The sequence below is a fragment of the Streptomyces sp. NPDC019396 genome (assembly GCF_040632375.1).
In the GTDB taxonomy this organism is placed as follows: Bacteria; Actinomycetota; Actinomycetes; order Streptomycetales; family Streptomycetaceae; genus Streptomyces.
Genome location: NZ_JBEYBS010000033.1, coordinates 1 through 22,605 on the forward strand (window position 1 = coordinate 1; position 22,605 = coordinate 22,605).

Here is a 22,605-nt window from a genome sequence, read left to right on the forward strand (position 1 = left end):
TGCCCCAGCGCCATCCCGGCCAGGCAAGCCGTCAACGTGAGCTGAACCGTCGCCGCCGACGCGTCCAACGCCCCCGTCACCTGAGGCAGCGCCGGAAGGTACATATCCATGGAGAGCGGTGGAAGCGCGGTGAGCCCGCCGAGCACAAGGGTGACGAGGAAGCCCGCACGCCGCGCGGCGACGGCACCGCTCTCACTCTCCGACATCGACAGCTCCTGTCCGGCTTGTCCGTGGTGGGAAGTCGCCCCCCATGTTCTCAGCTCAAACGAAGATACGAACCACCCGGATATGAACCAGTCAGGCCGAGTGCTCAGGCGGGCTTGACTCCGGGATCGCCCGCCTCGGTGACGAAGTCCGTGTGGCGGGCAGGTTGACGGCGAAGGCGAGCGCACTGGCGGCGGCGGTGACGGTGAGGAAGCGGCGGCGGCCCAGGTGGCGGTGGAAGTGGTGGGCGGCGGCGCGGGTTTCCGCCGAATGCTGGTGTTCGGGGGTCATCGACCCCTCCCGAGACGGCTGTTGTCCGTCGCACTGGAGCGAGGGGCGCTGACCCAGGGTTGTCGGGTACACCACATCCACATGTCGGTCGGATGAGATCCGGTCGCGTGCCTCTGCCGTACGCTGCGGGCTCATGGAGGCAAGGCGGAAGAGTGCCGTGGTCACCGGCGCTGGTTCGGGTATCGGCCGAGGTGTCGCGCTCGCCCTCGCGGCTGCGGGCTGGTCCGTCGCACTGGCGGGGCGGCGGGCTGAGCCACTGGAGGAGACCGCGGCGATGGCCGCGTCCCGGTCGGACACGGTGGACGTGCTGTGCGTGCCGACCGATGTCACCTCACCGGAGGCCGTCACCGACCTGTTCACGGCGGCCAGGGAGAGTTTCGGCAGGGTGGATCTGCTCTTCAACAACGCGGGCACGTTCGGCGCGCACGGGGTGCCGGTCGACGAACTCCCCTACGAGGCATGGCGTTCGGTCGTGGACACCAACCTGAACGGGGCGTTCCTGTGCGCGCAGGCCGCGTTCCGCGCCATGAAGGAGCAGGACCCGCAGGGCGGCCGGATCATCAACAACGGATCCATCTCCGCCCATGTGCCACGGCCCCTGTCGACCGCGTACACGGCGACCAAGCACGCGATCACGGGCCTGACGAAGTCCCTTTCCCTGGACGGGCGCCCGTACCGGATCGCCTGCGGTCAGATCGACATCGGCAACGCGGCGACCGACATGACCGAAGGCATGCGGACCGGGATCCTCCAGGCGGACGGTCGTACCGCGGTCGAGCCGGTGATGGACGTGGCCGACGTGGCACGGACCGTGCTGCACATGGCGGAGCTGCCACTGGAGGCGAATGTGCAGTTCGCGACGGTCCTGGCGACGAACATGCCGTACGTCGGACGCGGCTGAGGGCTGCTCCCCGGGTCCTCCAGACCTCCGGTTCCTCGTGCGCATCCGGTGCGTCATCCGGGAGGCCGGCCTGTGGGTCCCGGGCCCGTGAGTCCGGCACGGCGATCCGGGAACATCCGTTGATCACGTGAGGTTCCCCCCACATGACAACGACGCATGACCAAGCCGTACTTCGCTACACCGCGTTCTCCAACGACCCCGAGGGCGGCAACCCCGCGGGCGTGGTGCTGGACGCCACCGGCCTCGACGACGCCGGGATGCTGCGGATCGCCGCCGAGCTCGGTTACTCGGAGTCCGCGTTTCTGACCCCGCCGCCCGCGGAGCTCGCCGGGGAGGGAGGACGGGCTTACACGATCCGCTATTTCAGCCCCAGGGCCGAGGTGCCGTTCTGCGGGCACGCCACCGTGGCCACCGCCATCGCGCTGGCAGAGCGGACCGGTCCGGGCGAGGTGGTGTTCGCGACCAGGTCCGGGACCGTCCCGGTGACGGTGACCGAGGAGGACGGCGCGCTGCTGGCCACGCTCACCAGCGTCGAGCCGCGGGTGGAGGACGTCACCGACGCCGATCTGGCCGAGGCGCTGGCGGCGCTCGACTGGCCGACCGCCGACCTCGACCCGGCCCTGCCCCCGCGTATCGCCTATGCCGGTGCCCGGCACCTGGTCATCGCCGCCGCGAGCCGCGCCCGGCTCGCTGACCTCGACTACGACTTCGACCGCCTCACCGCCCTGATGCAGCGCCTGGACCTGACCACGTTGCAGCTCGTGTGGCGGGAGTCCGGCACCGTGTTCCATGTCCGCGACCCCTTCCCGGTCGGCGGCGTGGTCGAGGACCCGGCGACGGGCGCGGCGGCGGCCGCGTTCGGTGCGTATGCCCGTGAGCTGGGCCTGGTCACCGAGGACGCCGTGCTCACCCTCCACCAGGGCGAAGACCTGGGCCGCCCCGGCGTGCTCACCGTGACGCTGCGTCCGGGGGAACCCCGGATCCGTGTCGGGGGCACGGGAGCGCGCATCGGCTGACCCTCCCGGCCGGGCGGCCGGGGCTGGCCCGGGCCGTGTACCGCCGCCCGGCCTAGTATGAAATGCGGGGGTTCGGGGGTGTATGCCGCCAGACGGAGGAGGACCCGTGACTGAAGCACGCAAAGGTGCCCCGGCCCGCATGGAGTCCCCCCGCTATCTGCCGATCTCCGAGCACGGCCTGATCGGCGACCTGCGCAGCGCCGCCCTGGTGGGCACCAACGGCACCATCGACTGGTACTGCTGCAGCCGCTTCGACGCGCCGAGTGTCTTCGCATCCATCCTCGACGCCGAGCGGGGCGGCAGTTTCGAGCTCGCGCCGGACGTACCGGCCAGGACCAAGCAGTTCTACTTCCCCGACACCAATGTGCTGATCACCCGCTTCTTCGCGGAGGACGGGGTCGGCGAGGTCCAGGACTTCATGCCGGTCACCGATGACGGCGTCGAGGCCGACCGCCACAGGCTGATCCGCCGGGTGGTCTGTGTACGGGGCACCCTGCCGTTCCGCGCCGTCGTGGCGCCGCGCTTCGGCTACGGCGCCCAGCAGCACACCGTGCGCACGGACGGCGGCTGCCCGGTCTTCGAGTCCCCTGCCTTCAGCCTCGCCCTCACGGCCAGCGTGCCGGTGGAGACCGACGGCCGGGATGTGTGGTCGTTGTTCAAACTGAGCGAGGGCGAGACAGCCGTCTTCGCCCTCGACAGGGTCGGCGGCGCGGTCGAGCCCCGGGGCTGCGCCGTGGCCGAGGCCGAGCAGTTGTTCGATGCCACGGTCCGCTACTGGCGGCAGTGGCTTTCGAAGTCCCGCTACCGCGGACGCTGGCGCGAGATGGTCCACCGCTCGGCCCTGACCCTCAAGCTGCTCACCTACGCCCCGACAGGCGCCATCGTGGCCGCGCCGACCACCAGCCTGCCGGAGCAGATCGGCGGCGAGCGCAACTGGGACTACCGCTACGTCTGGATCCGCGACGCCGCCTTCTGCGTGTACGCGATGCTGCGACTGGGCTTCACGGACGAGGCACGGGCCTTCATGGGCTTCCTCAACGACCACGTCTGCGTTTCGCGCTCCGCCGCGGGCCCCCTCCAGATCATGTACGGGGTCGACGGCCGCAAGGAACTCCCCGAGGTGGAGGTCCCCCACCTCGAGGGCTATCTGTGCTCCGCTCCCGTACGGGTCGGCAACAGTGCCGTCGACCAGCTCCAGCTCGACATCTACGGGGCGCTCGTCGACTCCATCTACCTCTACGACAAGTGGGGCGAACCCATCTCCAGCGCGCACTGGGACACCGTCTGCGAGCTGGTCGACTGGGTCTGCGAGCACTGGGACCAGCCCGACGAGGGCGTCTGGGAGACCCGTGGCGGACGCAAGAACTTCCTCTATTCGCGCCTGATGTGCTGGGTGGCGATCGAACGCGCCATGCGTATCGCCCGCCACCGGGGCCTGCCCGCCGACATGGCCCGCTGGGGCACCCAGCGCGACCGTATCTACCGCCAGATCATGGCCCGGGGCTGGTCCCCCGAACGCAAGGCGTTCGTGCAGCACCAGGAGGGCGACGTCCTCGACGCCTCGGTCCTGATGATGCCGCTCAGCAAGTTCATCTCCCCGACCGACCCGAAGTGGCTCTCCACCCTGGACGCCCTGGGCGACGAGCTGGTCTCCGACTCCCTGGTCTACCGCTACGACCCCCAGGCCAGCCCCGACGGCCTGCGCGGCGAGGAGGGCACCTTCTCGATCTGCTCGTTCTGGTACGTCGAGGCCCTGACCCGCGCCGGCCGGCTGGACGACGCCCGGCTGGCCTTCGAGAAGATGCTGACGTACGCCAACCACCTGGGCCTGTACGCCGAGGAGATCGGCCGCACGGGCGAGCAGAACGGCAACTTCCCGCAGGCGTTCACCCATCTCGCACTGATCAGCGCGGCGTTCAACCTGGACAAGGCACTGGGGTGAACGCGCCCGGCGGAAAAGGCGGCAGACGAGTCGGGCTGTACGCCGGGGACTGCCAGCGCAGCTCTATGAGCTGCACAAACGTACAGAGGCGGCCCTTCCATGGCTACCTAAATGGCTACGTACGGAGTCGTCCCGCGCCGGAGGGCTCGCTCGTTCCCTGCCGTCGCGCCGACAGTGCGCAACGGCCCCGGTGTGTACACACCGGGGCCGCCCTTCCGGGTCGGCTGCACGTGAGAGTGCACCGGCCCACTCACCATGCTATGCCTGTGCCGCCTTTCCGGCAGAAGGGATTCTGGGTGATGCGGTCCTTGGTCTGCTCAGACACGCGGAGGTCGTCGCGCAGCTTCGCCCCGGGTGACGCCGAGGAGGCGATTGCCCTCCGTGGTCTCGTACAGGGTCTTCATGATCGCTTCGCGGTAGTTCTTCCGCTCGTGGAGTGGTGCCATGATTCCGCCGACTCGTGCCGGGCACCGTCGAGGGTCCTTGACTCAGATTTCGTCCGTCTGTGTGCGGTCCTGCTCGGAGGACTGACTGGTTGCCAGCCAGGACCGCGCCGGCTCTGCCGCGTGCGTGGTGTCCACGGTGAGGTGGAGGCGGGTTCCGCCGTCGCTGCCGGCGGGGTAGCTGCGCTGTTCGGTGGCGGCGAAGCAACGGCGGAGTACCTCTGCGACCCGACGGGCGGCCTCGGGAGACGCGGCGACGATGCGTACCTCGGTACGCCCGCCCGAAGGTGGTTCCGGTGGCTTCATAGTGGCCTCGTTCGTCGGGGCGATGTGCCGGTGGGCGGGCGCCGTCGCGCCGCACCCACCGCCCCCGGTCAGGAGAGGGCCATGCGTCATCCGGCGGCGCCCTCTTCGGGTCGCTTGCGCCGAGGAGTGGCGCCGGGCGATCCGGCATGCTCTGCCGGCCGTCGGCCCTTTCGGCTCCGCCGGCCGATTCCCGGCATGGCGTCGCCGTAGCGGAATGCCGCGATCCGTTCGTCGTGTTGGCCATTGAGCAGGTGGATCAGCAGCACTCCTATGCCGATCATGACGATGATCACGGACACGGTGATGGCGATCTCCATGACCTCACATCCCTCGGGCGGAACTCACGGGTCCGGGCGGGTCCGGGTTCTCAGCCGCAGCTGAGGCGTGCCCGCCTTCGGTCTCCCACTCCTCTTCCCGGTCAAGCGACTCCTGCACCTCACGTGAGGTGTCCTCTCTCGCCATCAGAGCGCTGGCGGTGGCGAGCCCGCCGGGGGTCGCTGCGGCGGCCATCAGTCGGGCGGCTGCAGCCGCATCGGTCTCCGGCGGGATCACCAGCAGATCCCAGCGACCTGCAGTGTAGGAGAGAAGGATCAGCTTGTGCGGGTCCTGCCCGTCGGCGAACCATCCCACGTGCACCTTGCGCCCGGCCACGGCCACCTTGCGCGGGATCACGGACCAGTGGGTCGGGTTCACCGTGACACGCGTGATCCGGCCCCAGCACGCGTCCAGCACGTCGACGAGGGCGGGGAGTTCACGGGAAAGATCGCGAGAGCGAGGCCACCAGGCGCCGTCCAGGAGACCCGGGGCGGACCCCGCCGGGGTCAAAGACAGACGGGCCAGTGGTGAGGTCACGCGCTCACTGAAAGTCAAACGGTCGATGGTCGCGGTCATGGCGCGGACCTGTCCCCGGGGCTCGTCTTCGAGACGTCCCGGTGTCGTTGCTCCCCGAGAACGACACCGGCGTGGGAGCCAGTGTGCGAAGTACTCCCGGTGCCTCCACTGTACTCCGGGCACGGTCCGGTGAACCCGCACGTGACCAGCGAGCTTCGATGGGAACCCGGGATCTTCGGCGCGCAGGTGAGCCTGGGCGTGGGCTCACGGAGTACGGTGAAACCGGCAGCCGCCCAGACGTCATCCCAGCGATCAGCGAGCGCATGCCAAACCCCCACAGACGGGTGAGTAAACCATGTCCGACGCCGACCCCCCGCGTGAAGCGAAGCTTCTGCCGGACGCGATTCACCATGCCGTGAAACCTGGAACAGCCCTCCTGCGGCTGGAGACCACGCGTGCCCGTCAGGGAGTTCTCGACGGTGCATGGTGGCCGCGTTCCCACGACATCGGCACTGAGCTGCCCAGCCTGATCACCGCGCTGACCGAGCACCTCGGACCCGTCACGCGCGTCGGCCTGGACTCCAATGCCTGGGAAGAACTACCGACACGCCTGATCATCGACGACCGGGTCGTGCACATCGACTCCTTCCCGGTCGGTGACGACACCGTGCTCATCACTCGAGGCGATCGAGACCACTTCTCCCTGCTGGTGGTCCCACCGGACACGACTCCCGACGCGGCACGCGCCGCGATGGCCCGGGCCGTCAGCGCCGACGACAACACGGCCGAGCAAATCCTCATCGACACCCGCACCGGCCGGACCCGCCCGGTCGCCAAGGAAGACCCGCAGACGGGCCAGGAACGCCGCGATACGAGGTGATGCAGATGGCCCTCTTTCTCCTCATCATCGTGGCGACCGTGCTGGGCATCATCGGAGGGGTGGCCGAGGGACTGTTCTGCTGGTCATCGGCGTGATGATGCCGCTGGGATACACCGTGTCCGGTAACCGGTGGCTGAAGCTCCAAGACAGGGTGGCGGAGCTGTCGCACGTGCCCAAGAGGTTCTGGGGGCGGTCACTCGACGTGGCTGGCGTGGCTGATGTCCGGGGCACTCGATGAGTTCTACGCCGATCTGCGCTGGCCCGGCTGGAAGGAGGAGGTCCGGGCGCTGAACCGCAAGCACGGCCTTTCCGTGTTCCCGCCGTTATGGTCTGCCGACGCGCGCCAGGACATCTTCGCTATCAGCCGTCGCGCCGTGCCCATAAGAGAGCTGCTGGGCGTCGCCCGGGATTCATGCCGACAGTTCGACGGAGTTGATCCGGGCTTTCTTGGCGACGTGTGAATCGGTCGTTCTGTCCAGTCGGCGGTAGCTCTCGGGGCGCCCTTCCGTGCCACAGGGCTGTTGGAGAGGTACAGGCGGAAGACGCTCGCCTCGCACCGCAACGTCATAACCGGAGCAAGCCAAGACCCCTGCGCAGAGGGCACTTGCCCAGGCGGGACTGCTGACTCGGCCCGTTCCGGCCCCCTGATCCATGGCTACTTTCATGGCTACGTACGTAGCCGCGAGGTCCCGTTTGGACCGGTGCGAATCGGGTCTGGGGACATCGCCACGCCCCGCCAAGAGAGAGCCTCTGCCCTGGAAAAGCCCAGTTCAGAGGCTCTATGTACGGCCCTCCACCCCCTTGCCAGGGTGGGAGCGGCAGACGAGTCGGGCTGTACGCCGGGTTCTGTCGCCCGGAGACCTCGCGGTCGCCGGGGAGACGGCCATCCATCTAGGGCCGGCGTTGCCACCGGCCTCGTGCGGTCTACCCGCGGACTCGGGCGGGCAGCCCTCGATCGTCCGCGCAGGAGCGCCAAGGCGCTCCCTCTTGACCTTGCTCCGGGTGGGGTTTACCTAGCTGTCCAGGTCACCCTGGACACTGGTGGTCTCTTACACCACCGTTTCACCCTTACCGGGGACCGAGGTCCCCGGCGGTTTGCTTTCTGTGGCACTGTCCCGCGGGTCACCCCGGGTGGCCGTTAGCCACCACCCTGCCCTGTGGAGCCCGGACGTTCCTCGGGAGGCTCCCCGAAGGGGCCCCACGCGGCCGTCCGCCCGGCTCGTCTGCCGTGGTGACCATGGTACCGGTCGGTGCGGATGCCCAGGCCCGCGGCTCGAAGGAACTCCGCGGTGTCCCGCCCGGAGGCGTTCACTTGACCTTGCCGCAGCGTCAGGGTTTCTACTGGGGCCATGCGGATCGGAGAGATCGCCGCGCTCGTCGGCGTCACCCCCCGGGCGGTACGGCACTACCACCACCAGGGCCTGCTGCCCGAACCCGTGCGCCAGGCCAACGGCTACCGGGACTACTCGGTGCGCGACGCCGTGCTGCTGGCGCGGATTCGGCGGCTGACGGAGCTGGGGCTCGGGCTCGACGAGGTGCGGGATGTCATCGCGGACGACGCGGGGCGGGAGCTGGTGGAGGTGCTGAAGGAGCTGGACGAGGACCTCGCGCGGCAGCAGGAGCAGCTCGGCGAGCGGCGGCAGCGGCTCGGGATCCTGCTTGAGCAGGCGCGGGGCGGGCGGGTGACGGCCGAGGGGCCGCTTTCGCCGGAGCTGTCGGCGCTGTTCGAGAACGTGGACGAGGCCATGGCCGGGCGGCCCGCGTCCGCGATGGCAGCCAAGGACCGGCAGATCCTCGCCCTGCTTGACACCGTCACCCCGGGCGACGGGCGCGAGCAGCTGGTCGGGGCGATGCGGCGGCTGACCGAGGGGCCGGAGGCGGTGGAGCGTGTGTACGAGGTGTACGCGCTGCTCGACGCGCTCGCCGCCGCCGCACCGGACGACCCTGGCGTGGAGCGGGCGGCACAGGCGCTGGCGGCCATCATGCCCGACGAGGTGGCGGCGGGGATGACCCACGTCCCCGAGGGCGGGTTCATGGACGCGCTGTACGCCGACTTCTCCGCTGCCCAGGCCGCGGCCGTGCGCCGTGGACTGCACCTGGTCCTGGCACGGGTCCGGTGAGGCCGCTGCTCAGGGGCGTCGCCTACACGGTGATACCCGGCGAACTCGTGCTCGCGGTCTGCCTGTTGGCCGGAGTGCGGCTGCCCGTGCCGGTGCTGGTCGCGGCCGAGGTGGCCGTACTCCTGCTGCTCCTGGCCGAAGCCGCCGTCTTCCTGCGGCTGCGCTGCCAGGGCCGCACCTCCCGCCAGGCCCTCGCTGAGCTGGTCCCCCGCGCCGTGCTGCGGCTCATCGGGCATGAGCTGCGGCTGATGTGGAGCCTCGTGCTGTGGACGGCGCGGCGGCGGGACGGGGTGGGCCCCGGCGACCGGGCGTTCGGCCATGCCCGTGACGGGGCCGCCCTGCTCCTCGGCTTCGCGTTCGTCTGCGTGGTCGAGACCGTCGGGATGTCGTATCTGCTCGCCGACGTGCCCGTCGTCCACGAGATCATGCTGGTGCTCGACGTCTACACCGTCGCCTTCGTGCTCGGGCTGCACGCCGCGTCGGCCACCCGTCCGCATGTGCTCGGCGCGGACACCCTGCGGCTGCGCCGAGCCGCCCATGTCGACGTGCGCATCCCGCTGGAGAGCATCACCACCGTCTCGTACGAGCTGCTCTTCTCCCACGACAAGACAGAGGATGGCGTGCTCAACCTCGCCGTCGGCTCGCAGACCTCCCTCACTCTGGAGCTGTCCGAACCCGTCACGGCCGTCGGGCTGCTGGGGCGGGAACGCGAGGTCCGCACGGTGCGCTGCCACGCCGACGACGCCCGCGCGCTGCTCAGGGCCCTCGCGCGGGCCCGCACCCCGGCGTGAGCGGTACGAGGCACGACTACCCTGGCCCGGGGGCCGCACCCCGCACCCCCGCCGTCGCGTACGTACCCGAGGAGAACCACCGTGCTCGTGCTGTTGCCACCGTCGGAGGGCAAGGCCGCTTCCGGCCGTGGGGCGCCGCTGAAGCCGGAGTCCCTGTCGCTGCCCGGACTGGCCGGGGCGCGGGCGGCGGTGCTCGCCGAGCTGGTGGAGCTGTGCCGGGCAGACGAGGCCAAGGCCCGGGACGTACTCGGCCTCAGCGAGGGGCTGCGCGGGGAGATCGCGAAGAACACCCTGCTGGAGACGGCCGGGGCACGTCCGGCAGGGGAGATCTACACAGGCGTGCTGTACGACGCCCTCGGCCTCGCCACCCTCGACCCCGCCGGGCGCCGCAGGGCCCGCAAGTCGCTGCTGGTCTTCTCCGGGCTGTGGGGCGCGGTCCGTGTGGACGACCGCATCCCCTCGTACCGCTGCTCGATGGGCGTGAAGCTGCCGGGCCTCGGGGCGCTGGGAGCGCACTGGCGGACCCCGCTGGCCTCGGTGCTGCCCGAAGCCGCCGGCGACGGACTGGTCCTGGACCTGCGGTCATCGGCGTATGCCTCGGCCTGGCGCCCCAAGGGCGAGCTCGCCGGGCGCACGGCGACGGTGCGGGTGCTGCACTCCCAGGTGGTGGACGGAGTCGAGAAACGGTCCGTCGTCTCCCACTTCAACAAGGCGACGAAGGGCCGCATCGTACGCAGCCTGCTGGAGACCGGTACGGCGCCGAAGGACCCCGCCGGGCTGGTGGAGGCGCTGCGGGACCTCGGCTACTCGGTGGAGGCGAAGGCCCCGGAGAAGGCAGGCAAGGCCTGGGAGCTCGACGTGATCGTGACCGAGATCCACTGAAGGCCTTCGCGGGGACGCCCGGCGTTCGAGGGTGGGCACTCCGGGTGCCGCAGCGGAGTGCGGCACCCCGTGCACCCCGAACCCCGGGGCGCGAGCAGGCCCAAAGGGTGCGGGCACAGCGGACGTCCGCCCCGCACCCCGCCGGCGGCTTCAGCGCAAGTGCGAGGTCTCGTTCAGGAGCCGCACCGACGCGTTCCCGTCCGCGTAATACGACACCGCCGACAACGACGCCGCGTCCAGCTCCATCCGGAACAGCGCCTCCGGAGGCGCCCCCAGCGCCAGGCGGACGAGCTGCTTGATCGGGGTCACATGCGTGACGAGCAGGACCGTACGACCCTGGTACTCCGCCACCAGCCGGTCCCTCGTCGCGGCGACACGGCGGCCGACCGTGGCGAAGCTCTCGCCGCCGCCCGTGGGAGCCGCCTTCGGGGAGGCGAGCCAGGCGTCGAGGTCGGACGGGAACTGCTCGCGGACCTCCGCGAAGGTCAGTCCCTCCCAGGCGCCGAAGTCCGCCTCGCGCAGGCCCTCGTCCACGCGGACCTCGAGTCCGAGGCGGGCGCCCACGGCCGCGGCCGTCTGACGGCAGCGCCGCATCGGGGACGACACGATGTGCTGGATCCTGCCGCGCGCGGCGAACGCCGTCGCCGCAGCCTCGGCCTGGCGCAGTCCGGCCTCGGACAGCTCGGGGTCGGTTCCCCCACTGCCCGAGAAGCGCTTCTCGGGGGTCAGCGGCGTCTCACCGTGCCGCAGCAGCACGAAGGTGGCCGGCGGCCCCAGGTCCGCGGGGCCCCAGCCGACGGCCGGGGCGTCCTCGTCGGCGTCGGCCGGCGCCGTACGGACCGAAGCGACGGAATCGCCAGACGCGCCCGAAGAGACCGGCGCAGCGACAGCCGCACCGCGCCCCACCGCCACGCTCGCCTCCGACAGCGCCGCCCTGGCCTTCGCCGCACCTGCCGCCGCGTCACCGACGACCCGTGCCGCACCCACGTCAGTGGCCATCGCCGCCCGGGACGCGGAGGGCTCCCACCGCCGCCCCTGCTTCCCCGCGTCCATCGCCTCATTGGCCAGCCGGTCAGCGTGCTTGTTCTTCTCGCGCGGGATCCACTCGTAGCGGACCTGCCCTGCCGGGAGGATCCGCGCCGCCTCGGCTGCGAGCGGCTTCATGTCGGGGTGCTTGATCTTCCAGCGGCCCGACATCTGCTCCACGACCAGCTTGGAGTCCATCCGGACCCGCACCGACGCGCCGGGAGCCAGCTCCTTTGCCGCCGTGAGTCCGGCGATCAGGCCGCGGTACTCCGCGACGTTGTTCGTCGCGACACCGATGTACTCGGCGCGCTCCGCGAGCGCTTGCCCCGTCGCCGGGTCGAGCACGACCGCGCCGTAGCCGGCGGGGCCGGGGTTGCCCCGGGAGCCGCCGTCCGCCTCGACGATCAGCTCACGCATCAGAGGCTCGCGCATCAGAGGCCGGACTCCGGGGTACGGACGAGGATGCGGCGGCAGTTCTCGCAGCGCACCACGGTGTCGGGCGCGGCGGCCCGCACCTCGTTGAGCTCGGTGATGTTGAGCTCGATGTGGCAGCCCTCGCAGCGGCGCTGGAAGAGCCGGGCCGCGCCGACCCCGCCCTGCTGCCCGCGGAGCTTCTCGTACAGCTTCATCAGGTCGGCGGGCACGGTCCCGGCGACGACCTCGCGCTCCTTGGTGACGGACGTGGTGTCGCCGTCGATCTGCTCGAAGGCGGCGTCCCGGCGGCCCGTCGCGTCGTCCACCTTCGCCTGCACGGACGAGACCCTGCCGGTCAGCTCGGTGACCCGCTCCTGGGCGGACTCGCGGCGCTCCATGACCTCGAGGACGACGTCCTCGAGGTCGCCCTGCCGCTTGGCGAGCGAGGCGATCTCCTTCTGGAGGTTCTCCAGGTCCTTCGGGGAGGTGATCGCGCCCGAGTCGAGGCGCTGCTGGTCGCGGGCGGACCGCTGGCGCACCTGGTCGACGTCCTGCTCGGCCTTGGTCTGCTCCCGGGCGCAGTCGCTCTCCTCCGTCTGCGCGGCGACGAGCAGGTCGCGCAGCTGCGAGAGGTCCTTGTTCAGCGACTCCAGCTCGGCGTGCTCGGGCAGCGACTTCCGCTTGTGGGCGAGCTGCGACAGTCGTACGTCGAGGGCCTGGACGTCGAGGAGTCGGATCTGGTCGGCGGGCGCGGCGTTCAGTTGGGGGCTCCAGAGGTGTGGTGGGAGGACCAGGGGTCGGTGACCGTCTTCGAGACGTGGACCCGCAGGTCCCAGCCGTGGCGGTCGGAGATCTCGTCGAGCTGTGCGGCGGCCTGCTCGCACCAGGGCCATTCGGTGGCCCAGTGGGCGGCGTCGATCAGGCCGAGGTGTGACTGCGCTGACTGCTGTGTGGCCTCGGAGGCCGGGTGGTGGCGCAGGTCTGCGGTGAGGTACGCGTCCACGCCCGACGCCCGCACGAGGTCGAACAGGCTGTCGCCCGAACCACCGCTGACGGCGACCCGGCGCACGGTCGCATTGGGGTCTCCGGCGACCCGGATGCCCTGCGCGGTGGCGGGCAGCCGCTTGGCGGCGCGCGCGGCGAACTCCCGCAGGGTTTCCGGGTGGTCGAGTTCGCAGACACGGCCGAGCCCGGTCTCGGGGTCGAGCGGTCCGGTGACCCGGAGGTCGAGCGCGCCGGCGAGGGCGTCGGAGACCCCGGGGTCGGCGGTGTCGGCGTTGGTATGCGCGACATGCAGGGCGATGTCGTGCTTGATGAGGCTGTGCACGACCCTGCCCTTGAAGTGGGATGCGGCGACCGTCGTCGTACCGCGCAGGTAGAGCGGGTGATGGGTGACGATCAGGTCCGCGCCGAGGGCGATCGCCTCGTCGGCGATCTCCTGGACCGGGTCGACGGCGAAGAGCACGCGGGTCACATCGGCGTCGGGCTCTCCGCAGACCGTGCCGACGGCGTCCCAGTGTTCGGCCCGCTCAGGGGGCCAGAGGGCGTCGAGCGCGGCGATGACTTCAGACAGACGGGGCACGGAGGCAAGGCTACCCGCCCCCCGAGGCCGGCGGTCCTGTGCCTGCCTGCTGCGCGACCGCGGAAAGCACGCGCAGCACAAACGTCCCGCCACGCTCAGGCGAACGGAAACATGGCCACACGTATGTGTGAAGACAGCTCTCACGCATTGTTCGGCAGGAAGTCCGAAATCTAGCGTTCGGTGCCGTGGAGGTGACGAACCGATGACAGCGTGTGCCATCGAGGAGGCCGTATCCGGGGACAGCCCCGGGGGCGGCTTCGAGGACGGTTTCGAGGACGACGAAGCCGTACGGGAAGTCCTGCGGCTCCCGGAGACCCGGTTCACGCTCAGCGCGGACGGCTGCTACGCGGCGCGACTCGCGGGGACGGGAGAGGCGCGGTACGCGGAGCGGTGGACGCTCGACGGACCCGAGCCCTACATCGTCGCGCTTCCCCTCGGGCAGCCCGAGGAGCCCGACTCCGAGGTGGCGCCGATGGCCGACGGGCGCGTGCTGATCCGCCGGCGGATCGCCGGACGGCAGGCGTTCTCGCTGCTGTACCCCACAGGACCGGGCACGGGAGAGCTGCTCCTCGGAGTGGTGGATGCGCCCGCGATGGCCCTGGTCCCGCCGTCTCCCGACGGCAACTGCCTGTACGCCCTGGCTCCGGGCGAGCGGACGACGGCGGTATGGCGGGTGGCGGGCGGCGCGTTCGGCGCCGTGCGGGTCGCCGAGGTGCCGGGCCGCTGCTCGGGTGGGGTGTGGCTGGACCGCGGAGGCCGGATACTGGCGCTCGACCGGGAGCTGGGCGGGGTCACCAAGGCGGTGACGGTGGACCTGGAGCGCGGCGGTGAGGTGAACCCGCTGCTCCAGATCACCGAGGACAGCAACGACCGGCTGCTGCTCGCGGACCCGGAGAGCGGCCTCCTCCTGATCCGTTCGGACGCGGCGGGCCACGACCGCCTGGGCTGGGGCGTACTCGGCAGCCGCCAGCCGGTGCGGTTCCCCGAGTGCCTGCGGCTGGCGGACGCGGCGGTGACCCCGTTCGCCATCCAGCCCGGCCAGGTCCTCAGCCCGGAGAACTGCACCGTGGCCCTGCGGATCGACGCGGCGGCGGGCAGCTGGCTGGGGATCTGGCGGCCCGCGGCGCGGCGAATGGTCCAACTCGGCTCCCCGGATGGCTGGTTGCCGGGAGCCGGGACATGGACCCGGCAGGGCGAGCTGCGCCTTCCCTGCACGACGGCCCAGACGCCCTGCGCGGTGACCTCGGTACCGATGCCCGAGCTCCCGGACCGACCCCTCGCGCCCGCGGTCCCCGTCCCGTCGACGCATGCTGAACCCGCAGGTGGGGCAGGCTACGCAGGCGGCGGCACCGGTGCGCACGCCGTCGCCTGCAAACCCGTACCGCTTCAGCAGGCGGCCCTCGTAGGGCGTCTGACCCCTGGTTAGACTTTTTAGCCAGGGGCTACGCGCCCGCACCGTCCGGACGCGGACGGTGAGGTTCCCCGCGACAGGACACCAGCGATGAACGACGGGGTGAATTCCCACATGTCTGAAGCCCGAACCGACCCGACCCAGGCGCGACCGCAGGGGCCGGCCGCGGACCAGGCCGAAGCAGGCGGCGGCGCCGGAAAGCACCGAGGGGGTGCCGCGCCATCGGAGAGCTCGGCGACTCCGGCACACGGCCGCCACCGCCGTCCTTCGGGTGGCGGCGGTTCGGCGTAAGCGGGGAGGCAGGGGGCCATCACGGCGGTGGGAGACCACCGGCGGTGACGGCCCTTACTGCTGTGCGCGTACGCACCTGGGACATCACCATGAGCTCATGACTCAGGCGGCGGGGGCAGGCGCTTGAAGGGTGTCGCCTTCTCCGGGAGTCCGCCGTTGTCCTTGCAGCGAAGTTCCTTGGCGACGGCCAGGGTCGCGGCATGGAGGACAAGAAGCGTGGCTTCACTGTCGGCCTTGGAGATGTCCGTAAAGTTCCTCGGGTGCCTGTTCATCAGCTCGCCGGTGACAAGAATCGGCAGGGACATGGACCCGCTCAGCCTTGGACTGCTGCACTTGAACGTGACGCGGCTGCCGAGTGAAGTCACCCACGCTTCTTCCCGGCCCAGTTGGAACCTTTCCACCGAAAGCGATGGGGATGGCTCGCGCTGCTCCCGGGTCGGTTTCACGCTCGGTGAAGGCGAAGCCGGCGAGGGAGAAGGGGATTCGCGGGGCGGCCACGCGGCGTACTGCGCCTTCAGGTACATGCCCAGCGTAATGGCATACCGATTCGCCTCCGGGAGTGTCATATGACAGAAATCCACCCTGTCGGTGGTCCCCTCGACGGTGACGACGCGGGCGTCATCGATCAATGACTCCGCCAGACCGGCCACCCCTCCCTTGGGCACGGACTGAAATCGCTTCTCGCCCATCAGCGACTCCAGTCCGGTGGCCGCCTCACCCGTGAACACACCGTCACAGGCTTCCCGCGCCGTCACCATGGGACGCCCTTCAGGTGGGTCCTTGAACCCGCCACAGCCGGCCACCAAGAGACACAGCACCCACGCAGTGGACCCGTAAAGCGGCCTTCTTCCTATCGCCACGACGGCTCACTTATCCTTCTCGATCTCCGGATCATTGCCCAGCCTGTTCTCCCAGAAGCAACCGAGCCCATACCCCAGGTCAACATCGTCCACTAGGTCTCGGGGGAACTGATCACCTTCAGGGAAAACGCTCTCGTGCTGGTCCAGGAAATGCTTGACCGGAGACTTCGCCGTCTGGTCACCGCCTACCCAGACCTCTTCCGTCTTCTCCCCGGTCGCCTTCTCCGTCGCGTCCTTGAAGTCCTCTTCCGACTTGTGGCCCCAGTCGGTGATGATGTTGCCTGCGGTCGTCTCCAGCACACCGGTTCCGGTGTCGACCGCCAGAGGCACGAGAATCGCGGCAGTTCCAGCGGCAGCGGCCGTGGCCGGAAGGAAGGCGACACCCGCGGCGATCGCGGCGGTCGTGCCGAACTCGATCCACGCGCTGCGCTTCTCAAGGGACTTCTGGTAGTCCTCCAGCTTCTTGTCGCCTTCGGCCGCGATCTGATCGGTGCGCGACTGGTCCAGCGTTCCCTGTACTTCGGCTCCCACCTTCGCGGCCAGACGTGCGTCCGCCTTGCTGATCGACCCGTCGGCGTCGACGGTCGACTCGAGCACGCTGGCCGTGTACACGCCCTCCGCGATGGACAGAGTCGCGTACGCATCGGGGTGCTGCCCCAAGGTACTCAGGAACTTGCGTACGTCGTTCTTCTCGAACTCCGCGTGCCCTTCCGGGTTCTTCTCGGGGGCGAAGACACTGTCCTCGTCGCCGCCGTCCAGTCCCCAGTTAATGTCGTTGATATACCCCGCACCCATGCGCCCGAGGCTTTCCGCCATGGGCTCCTGCTCCTTCAGCAGGCCGGCGTCCTCTCCGTAGAGCGAGACGACCTCCTCCATGATTCCCACGGAGGTTTCGTCGCGGGCGACCTTGGGGTCGGGGGCGTCCCAGGGATACCCCAGCGTCGCCGACTCCAGTGCGTGGCCGAAGGCCTTGGACACGTAGTCGGTGTCGTCGACTCCGCCCTTCGGGAATGCCCCGAATTCGACGTCGGGGTGCGCCTTGTAGTCCTCGTTGGCGAAGTAGTCGAGGTAGTTGCCGATCTCCTCGCCGTCCGCGTTCTTCCCGAGATCGGGAGTGCCGCCTTTGACGGTGCCGTCCTCGTTGTAGAGGGTGGGTTCGGCGGAGAAGAACTGCTTTGACGCCTCCGGGCTGTGGCCGAGTGCTTCGAGGACGCTCACGACGGGGTCGAAGCCCGCGCCGTTGAGCCCGGAGGGGTTGTAGGCGTACGGGCCGGTGTCGCTGAACGCGACGCCGTTCGTGTCGAACCCGGCAGGGTTCTTCGCGTGGAGCTGGACGACGTGCTCGGCGATGGGGTTGAGGAACTTCGGGTCGTAGTTGCCGTAGCGGAGGATGCCGCCCAAGAGCTGGTATCCGTACGCCGTCCTGGGGGTGCTGAACGCGCCTCGGTCCTCCAGCACCAGCTGTTCGGTGCCGAGTTTCCGGAATTCGGCGCTCCAGGTCGGGGCGAAACCGGCGTCGTGGCTTGCGGTCGCAAGGCTGAGGCCGAGGTTCTGCTGGAGGGCCTTCACCCCGCTCAGGCGGGCCTTGTCGACCTCGTCGTCCGGGTAGACGCTGTCCGCCATCTGGCCATAGAACTCAAGCGTCTTCTGCGGGCCCAGAGCGCTGAAGAAGTTCCGCGTGAAGACCTTGGACGCGTGGTTGTCCTTGAGCAGCTCGTTGAGCTGGGCCAGCTCGGCGTTGCTGAGGCTCTTGCCCTTCGCCGCCAGGGCGGCGGCGCGAGCGGCTTCCTCCATGTCCAGGCTGGTGTACTTGGGGGCGGTGAAGTCCTGGCCGTCGGCCAGGTTCGCCGTGAGTGCGCGGTTCAGCGACTGGTCGATGTCGTCGCAGGTCTCGACGATGGCGTCGATCCGCTTCTGCCATGACACGACCGCCGCGCGCTCTTGGTGCAGGAGCCGTTCGTAGTCCGGGTCGCGGCGTGCCGTGTCGTTGTGTTCCAGCGAGTGGCGCGGGCCCACCTTGCCACTCGCGTTCACATGGACTCCGGCCCGTGGAGCCTCGTCGTCGCGGATGCTGACGAGTTCGTCCCTGGCGTGCTTGAACGCCGCGTATCCCTCGGCGAGCAGCCGGTGGATGCCCCTCGCCTCAGCGACCGCGTCCTCGCACTCCTTCGCGGACTTCGCGATGAACTGCCTGCCGACGCCCGCGTTCACACCCTCCCAGTCCGCCTTGTCGGCTTTGGCCTTCATGCCGCGCCGGGCGTCCTCGGCGAGCTTCTTCAGCCTGGTGACCATCTCGGACCAGTCGTCGACCGCTTCCTTGAGCTGGCTCACCGGCGCGTGGACGATGTTGTCGAACGTGAGCACGTGTCCGCCCCCGCCTACTTCAGGTAGTCGTTGAGCTTGGACACGGGCGTGAGGGAACCGGCGATCTCGGCGTCGTCCTTGGCGTGGGTCGCTTTGGTGTAGTCGAGGTGGTTGGAGATCCGTGCCAGGGCGTCCCGGAGGGTGCGGAGCTGCTTCTCCCACCGGTCATGGACCTTCAGCAGCCCGGAGCCACTGGCGAAGTGCCCGTTCGTGAGGGCGATCGCGGCGGTGAAGGTGGCCGGCCGCGCGTGGTCGCCGTCGACCCCGAGGCTGCCGTAAAGCTCGTAGGCATCGTGGCCGATCGCGCCCAGGTCGTCTCGGTTCACGCTCAGGTCCCGCGAAGCCTGCGGCCGGGCAGCAGTCAACCCCTCTTCGGACGTCACAGATCCCCCCGTTGTCACACAGCCGACTTGATCACGGTCTCAGTACGACTGCCGACCATAACGGAGAGTCGTCGGGTGACTACGTGGTCGCCGATGTTCTCCCCCAATCCTTCACTCAGTGGTCCCGATGCCGCTTGAGCCCCACCACTTCCGCCGCCGCGAACGTCTCGCCCTCCCTGGACTCGTAGTAGGGGGAGAGCAGTCCGTCCAGCTCCTCGTACGAGAACGTCTCCTTGACCGCGTCGAACTTCGCCGCCACCCTGGGCCGTTCGACCACCGCGACCATTCCTCCGTGGACCACGAGGAGCTGGCCGTTGACCCGTGCCGCGGCGGGGGAGGCCAGATAGCCGACGAGCGGGGCGACGTGCTCGGGGGCGAGGGGGTCGAGCCGGCCCTCGTCCGGTTCGGCGAAGCCGGCGAAGACGTCCTCCGTCATTCGGGTGCGGGCGCGCGGGCAGATCGCGTTGGCCGTCACCCCGTACTTGGCCAGGGCCAGGGCGGTCGAGGTCGTCAGGCCGACGATGCCGCCTTTCGCCGCCGCGTAGTTGGGCTGCCCCGCCGAGCCGGCGAGGAACGCCTCGGACGAGGTGTTGACGATACGGCCGTACACCGGGGCGCCCGCCGCCTTGGAGCGTTCGCGCCAGTGGGACGCGGCGAAGTGGGTGGTGTTGAAGTGGCCCTTGAGGTGGACCCTGATCACCGAGTCCCAGTCGTCCTCGCTCATCGAGAACACCATCCGGTCGCGCAGGATGCCCGCGTTGTTGACCAGGATGTCCAGCTTTCCGTACGTGCCGGTCGCCAGGCCGACCAGCTCGCGGGCCGTCTCGTGGTCCGCGATGTCGCCGAGGTGCGCCACCGCCTGCCCGCCGAGCGCGCGGATCTCCTCCGCGACCGCCTCTGCGGGGGCGGACGACGCCTCGCCGGAGCCGTCCCGGCCGGGCTGACCGTAGTCGTTGACGACCACGCTCGCGCCGAGCCGGGCCAGCTCCAGCGCCTCGGCGCGGCCGAGGCCGCGGCCCGCGCCCGTGACGATGGCCGAGAGGCCGTTCAGGGGATGTGACATGGGCCGGCCCCCGCTCACAGCTCGATACAGGTACGCAGGGCCTCACCCGTGCGCATCTGGTTCAGCGCCTCGTTGATCTCCGGCAGCTGCACCCGGTGCGTGATCAGTGACTCCAGGTCGATCCGGCCCGCCCGCCAGAGCGCGATGGCGCGCTCGTAGGAGCGGAGCACGTCCCCTCCCCCGTACATCGACGGCAGGATCCGCTTCTCGTCGAAGAACAGCTCGAACATGTTGAGCTGGAGGAAGTCGTCCATGGCCCCGGCGCCGACGATGCACAGGGTGCCGCCGCGCCGGGTGGTCTCGTACGCGGTCCTGGCGGTGGCCGATTTGCCGACGACCTCGAAGACGTAGTCGAAGCCCTCGCCGCCGGTGATCCGCTGCTTGGCGTCACCGAGCGCGTCCGGGGCGACCGCCTCCGTCGCACCGAAGCGCAGGGCCGCCTCACGCCGTGACTCCACCGGGTCGACGGCGACGATCTGCGCCGCGCCGCGCACCCGCGCACCCTGGATGGTGGAGATGCCGACGCCGCCGCAGCCGATCACGGCGACCGACGAACCGGCCTCCACCTGCGCGGTGTTGATGGCCGCGCCGAGTCCGGTGGTGACCCCGCAGCCGATGAGGGCGGCGATGTCATACGGCACGTCGTCGGGTATCGGCACGGCGCAGCCCGCGTCGACGACGACCTCTTCGGCGAAGGTGCCGGTGCCCGCGAATCCGAAGACATCACCGCCCGGGCGGCGGAAGTTGGGGGTTCCGGCGTTCATGAACCCGGCGAGGCACAGCTGGTTCTGGCCGCGCTTGCAGGCGGGGCAGACACCGCAGGCGGGCAGCCAGCACATCAGCACCCGGTCGCCCTGCCTGAGGCCCGTCACCCCGTCGCCGACGTCCGTGATCTCACCCGCGCCCTCGTGGCCGGGGACGAAGGGAGCGGGCTGCGGGAGGACTCCGTTCATCGCGGAGACATCCGAGTGGCACAGCCCGGTCGCCCTGATCCGGATCTTCACTTTGCCGGGACCAAAACCCACCGCCTCTACGTCATCGAGGACTTCGAGTTTGTCCTGGCCGATCTCGTGCAGTACGGCTGCGCGCATGGTGCGGCTCCCTTCAGGAGGGCCGGAGATCCGGAAAGAGGTCCAGAGTTCAGAGAGACCACAGAGGTCAGAGAGATCAGGGCGATCAGGGGAGTTCGACGAGTGTGTCCGCCAGCACCGGGGCGTCGTCGCGTTCCACCGCCGTCACCGACGCCTGGACCGTCGTGGCGTCCTTTCGCCACATCCGGATACGCAGGGTCTCCCCGGGGTAGACCACCCCGGCGAAGCGTGTGGCGTACGAGCGGACGCGGTTGACGTCACCGTCGAGCAGCGTGTCCACGACGGCCTTGAGCGTGATGCCGTAGGTGCACAGGCCGTGCAGGATCGGCCGGTCGAAGCCGGCGAGCTTGGCGAATTCGGGGTCGGCGTGCAGGGGGTTCCAGTCGCCGGAGAGCCGGTAGAGCAGCGCCTGGTCCTCGCGCACGGACCGTTGGACCACCGTGTCGGGCTCGCGCTCGGGCTTCTCCGTACGCGTGGAGGGTCCGCGTTCGCCGCCGAAGCCGCCCTCGCCGCGTACGAAGATCTGGGCGTCGCTCGTCCACAGCGGGCCGTCCGCGTCGGCGGCTTCGGTGCGCAGCACGAGGATCGCCGCCTTGCCCTTGTCGTAGACGGCGGCGACCCTCGAGGTGCTGGTGGCACGGCCTTTGACGGGGATGGGACGGTGCAGCGTGATCTTCTGGCCGCCGTGGAGTACGGCGGCGAGGTCCACGTCGATACCGGGGGCGGAGAGGCCTCCGACGACACCCATGCCCGCGCCCGCGACGGTGGCGAAGCTGGGCAGGACGTGCAGCCGTGACTCAAGGGTGTAGCGCAGCTCGTCCGGGTCGGTCGCCGCGCCCGGCCGGTCCTGGGGCGAGCCGGCGCCGAGGCCGAGGTGGTAGAGCTGGATGTCCTTGCGGTCCCAGCTGATCTCGGTGCTGCGCGGCTCTGCGGCGAGTGCCTTCGCGGGGTCGATGGGCATCGAGGTGCTGCTCCTTGGCTCCGTGTAGCGCAGTGGCTGTGGAAGACCTCGATGCGGCCGTCCGCACCGTCGGCCGCACCGAGGCCGTTACGGGTCCGGCCGCACCCCGCATCCGTTCTAGAACGCGTTCTAGGCCGGCTGGCCCTATGTATAACGCACCCCTGACGACTTGTGAAGGCTCCTGACGGAGCATCAGATCACGTGTCGTCGCCGCGCACCTCGGAGCACGTCCACCGCCGAGCCCTGTGCCGACGGAGCCAGAATGTCACGCACTGCCCCTGTCCGCGTGACACGGGAGAAACCCGTGACTGCCCGTCAAGTGCGCATGAGCCCTCCGCCTGCACCTCGGGCCGGGCGGTGGACCGCCGGGCCGCTGCGTACCCTGATGGCGGCCTGGTCCTGGCGGCCGGGGCCGGCTCCGCGGTGGTGGTACCGCAGCCCGCACGGGCCGTGCGGGCCGTCACGTACGCCTTCATCACCAACCGCATTGACACCCCGGTACCGTTGGTCGACACCGCCACCACACGGTCATGGCACCGCGGGCGGACTGAC

22 protein-coding genes, 1 other RNA gene and 2 pseudogenes are annotated in these 22,605 nt (G+C 70.0%); 9 read left to right on the forward strand and 16 right to left on the reverse strand.

Annotation, left to right across the window (positions count from 1 at the left end; translation table 11 throughout):
* Both ABZ532_RS27955 and ABZ532_RS27960 read right to left on the reverse strand, forming a co-directional pair.
* Positions 1 to 206: pseudogene (locus tag ABZ532_RS27955) on the reverse strand (Bcr/CflA family drug resistance efflux transporter); the annotation flags it as partial.
* 91 nt (positions 207 to 297) lie between these two features.
* The gene (locus tag ABZ532_RS27960) at positions 298 to 495 is read right to left on the reverse strand and encodes a hypothetical protein (protein ID WP_361289561.1); all 198 of its coding nucleotides are present in this window, start codon (positions 493 to 495) and stop codon (positions 298 to 300) included.
* Positions 496 to 628: 133 nt separating this feature from the next.
* Between ABZ532_RS27960 and ABZ532_RS27965 the strand changes: the two genes are divergently transcribed.
* The 3 genes from ABZ532_RS27965 (at position 629) to ABZ532_RS27975 (ending at position 4,354) form a co-directional block, all read left to right on the forward strand.
* Complete coding sequence (locus ABZ532_RS27965) at positions 629 to 1,396, forward strand: SDR family oxidoreductase (RefSeq protein ID WP_361289564.1); 768 nt, start codon at positions 629 to 631, stop codon at positions 1,394 to 1,396.
* Positions 1,397 to 1,539: 143 nt separating this feature from the next.
* The gene (locus ABZ532_RS27970; protein ID WP_361289568.1) at positions 1,540 to 2,412 is read left to right on the forward strand and encodes a PhzF family phenazine biosynthesis isomerase; all 873 of its coding nucleotides are present in this window, start codon (positions 1,540 to 1,542) and stop codon (positions 2,410 to 2,412) included.
* A 139-nt stretch (positions 2,413 to 2,551) separates the two neighbouring features.
* On the forward strand, positions 2,552 to 4,354 hold the full coding sequence (locus ABZ532_RS27975) for a glycoside hydrolase family 15 protein (RefSeq protein WP_361289692.1): 1,803 nt from the start codon (positions 2,552 to 2,554) through the stop codon (positions 4,352 to 4,354).
* Positions 4,355 to 4,671: 317 nt separating this feature from the next.
* On the opposite strand, the gene ABZ532_RS27980 is transcribed toward ABZ532_RS27975, so the two are convergent.
* The 4 genes from ABZ532_RS27980 to ABZ532_RS27995 form a co-directional block, all read right to left on the reverse strand.
* On the reverse strand, positions 4,672 to 4,800 hold the full coding sequence (locus ABZ532_RS27980) for a hypothetical protein (RefSeq protein ID WP_361289571.1): 129 nt from the start codon (positions 4,798 to 4,800) through the stop codon (positions 4,672 to 4,674).
* A gap of 42 nt (positions 4,801 to 4,842) precedes the next feature.
* Positions 4,843 to 5,103: a hypothetical protein gene (locus ABZ532_RS27985; protein WP_361289574.1), complete on the reverse strand. Its 261-nt coding sequence runs from the start codon at positions 5,101 to 5,103 to the stop codon at positions 4,843 to 4,845.
* Positions 5,104 to 5,189: 86 nt separating this feature from the next.
* The gene (locus ABZ532_RS27990; RefSeq protein ID WP_361289577.1) at positions 5,190 to 5,420 is read right to left on the reverse strand and encodes a hypothetical protein; all 231 of its coding nucleotides are present in this window, start codon (positions 5,418 to 5,420) and stop codon (positions 5,190 to 5,192) included.
* Positions 5,421 to 5,424: 4 nt separating this feature from the next.
* The gene (locus tag ABZ532_RS27995) at positions 5,425 to 5,994 is read right to left on the reverse strand and encodes a DUF5994 family protein (protein ID WP_361289580.1); all 570 of its coding nucleotides are present in this window, start codon (positions 5,992 to 5,994) and stop codon (positions 5,425 to 5,427) included.
* A 295-nt stretch (positions 5,995 to 6,289) separates the two neighbouring features.
* Between ABZ532_RS27995 and ABZ532_RS28000 the strand changes: the two genes are divergently transcribed.
* Complete coding sequence (locus tag ABZ532_RS28000; RefSeq protein ID WP_361289583.1) at positions 6,290 to 6,814, forward strand: DUF5994 family protein; 525 nt, start codon at positions 6,290 to 6,292, stop codon at positions 6,812 to 6,814.
* Between the two features lie 203 nt (positions 6,815 to 7,017).
* Positions 7,018 to 7,275 (forward strand): annotated as a pseudogene (locus tag ABZ532_RS28005) (DUF2625 family protein); the annotation flags it as partial.
* A gap of 358 nt (positions 7,276 to 7,633) precedes the next feature.
* On the opposite strand, the gene rnpB reads toward ABZ532_RS28005, so the two are convergent.
* Positions 7,634 to 8,036: RNase P RNA component class A (gene rnpB, locus ABZ532_RS28010), an RNA gene on the reverse strand.
* A gap of 127 nt (positions 8,037 to 8,163) precedes the next feature.
* Between rnpB and ABZ532_RS28015 the strand changes: the two genes are divergently transcribed.
* From ABZ532_RS28015 to yaaA, 3 genes are all read left to right on the forward strand, one after another.
* On the forward strand, positions 8,164 to 8,934 hold the full coding sequence (locus tag ABZ532_RS28015; RefSeq protein ID WP_361289585.1) for a MerR family transcriptional regulator: 771 nt from the start codon (positions 8,164 to 8,166) through the stop codon (positions 8,932 to 8,934).
* Positions 8,931 to 9,725: a hypothetical protein gene (locus ABZ532_RS28020; RefSeq protein ID WP_361289588.1), complete on the forward strand. Its 795-nt coding sequence runs from the start codon at positions 8,931 to 8,933 to the stop codon at positions 9,723 to 9,725. Before ABZ532_RS28015 ends, ABZ532_RS28020 begins: the two co-directional genes overlap by 4 nt.
* Before the next feature lie 81 nt (positions 9,726 to 9,806).
* Entirely contained in the window at positions 9,807 to 10,607 is an 801-nt protein-coding gene (gene yaaA / locus ABZ532_RS28025; RefSeq protein WP_361289591.1) for a peroxide stress protein YaaA, read from the forward strand.
* A gap of 150 nt (positions 10,608 to 10,757) precedes the next feature.
* Here yaaA and ABZ532_RS28030 read toward each other — a convergent pair whose 3' ends face one another.
* From ABZ532_RS28030 to ABZ532_RS28040, 3 genes are read right to left on the reverse strand one after another with little or no spacing between them, the layout of a single operon-like run.
* Positions 10,758 to 12,050 carry a bifunctional RNase H/acid phosphatase gene (locus ABZ532_RS28030; protein ID WP_361289694.1) on the reverse strand — a complete coding sequence of 431 codons (1,293 nt, stop codon included), beginning with the start codon at positions 12,048 to 12,050 and terminating at the stop codon, positions 10,758 to 10,760.
* A 14-nt stretch (positions 12,051 to 12,064) separates the two neighbouring features.
* Positions 12,065 to 12,808: a C4-type zinc ribbon domain-containing protein gene (locus ABZ532_RS28035; protein ID WP_361289697.1), complete on the reverse strand. Its 744-nt coding sequence runs from the start codon at positions 12,806 to 12,808 to the stop codon at positions 12,065 to 12,067.
* Positions 12,805 to 13,629, reverse strand: a complete 825-nt coding sequence (locus ABZ532_RS28040; RefSeq protein ID WP_361289595.1) for a Nif3-like dinuclear metal center hexameric protein — start codon at positions 13,627 to 13,629, stop codon at positions 12,805 to 12,807. Before ABZ532_RS28040 ends, ABZ532_RS28035 begins: the two co-directional genes overlap by 4 nt.
* Positions 13,630 to 13,831: 202 nt before the next feature.
* On the opposite strand from ABZ532_RS28040, the gene ABZ532_RS28045 reads away from it, so the two are divergent.
* On the forward strand, positions 13,832 to 15,055 hold the full coding sequence (locus ABZ532_RS28045; protein ID WP_361289598.1) for a hypothetical protein: 1,224 nt from the start codon (positions 13,832 to 13,834) through the stop codon (positions 15,053 to 15,055).
* A gap of 371 nt (positions 15,056 to 15,426) precedes the next feature.
* On the opposite strand, the gene ABZ532_RS28050 is transcribed toward ABZ532_RS28045, so the two are convergent.
* The 6 genes from ABZ532_RS28050 to ABZ532_RS28075 form a co-directional block, all read right to left on the reverse strand.
* On the reverse strand, positions 15,427 to 16,089 hold the full coding sequence (locus tag ABZ532_RS28050; protein ID WP_361289601.1) for a hypothetical protein: 663 nt from the start codon (positions 16,087 to 16,089) through the stop codon (positions 15,427 to 15,429).
* 108 nt (positions 16,090 to 16,197) lie between these two features.
* Positions 16,198 to 18,555 (reverse strand): hypothetical protein, encoded by a 2,358-nt coding sequence (locus tag ABZ532_RS28055; RefSeq protein ID WP_361289604.1) that lies wholly within the window; start codon positions 18,553 to 18,555, stop codon positions 16,198 to 16,200.
* A 14-nt stretch (positions 18,556 to 18,569) separates the two neighbouring features.
* Positions 18,570 to 18,938, reverse strand: coding sequence for a hypothetical protein (locus ABZ532_RS28060; RefSeq protein WP_361289607.1), 369 nt, complete (start codon positions 18,936 to 18,938; stop codon positions 18,570 to 18,572).
* Between the two features lie 115 nt (positions 18,939 to 19,053).
* Entirely contained in the window at positions 19,054 to 20,001 is a 948-nt protein-coding gene (locus tag ABZ532_RS28065) for a 3-oxoacyl-ACP reductase (protein ID WP_361289610.1), read from the reverse strand.
* Between the two features lie 14 nt (positions 20,002 to 20,015).
* On the reverse strand, positions 20,016 to 21,092 hold the full coding sequence (locus tag ABZ532_RS28070) for a Zn-dependent alcohol dehydrogenase (protein ID WP_361289612.1): 1,077 nt from the start codon (positions 21,090 to 21,092) through the stop codon (positions 20,016 to 20,018).
* An 85-nt stretch (positions 21,093 to 21,177) separates the two neighbouring features.
* Complete coding sequence (locus ABZ532_RS28075) at positions 21,178 to 22,053, reverse strand: MaoC/PaaZ C-terminal domain-containing protein (protein ID WP_361289615.1); 876 nt, start codon at positions 22,051 to 22,053, stop codon at positions 21,178 to 21,180.
* Between the last annotated feature and the right edge of the window lie 552 nt (positions 22,054 to 22,605).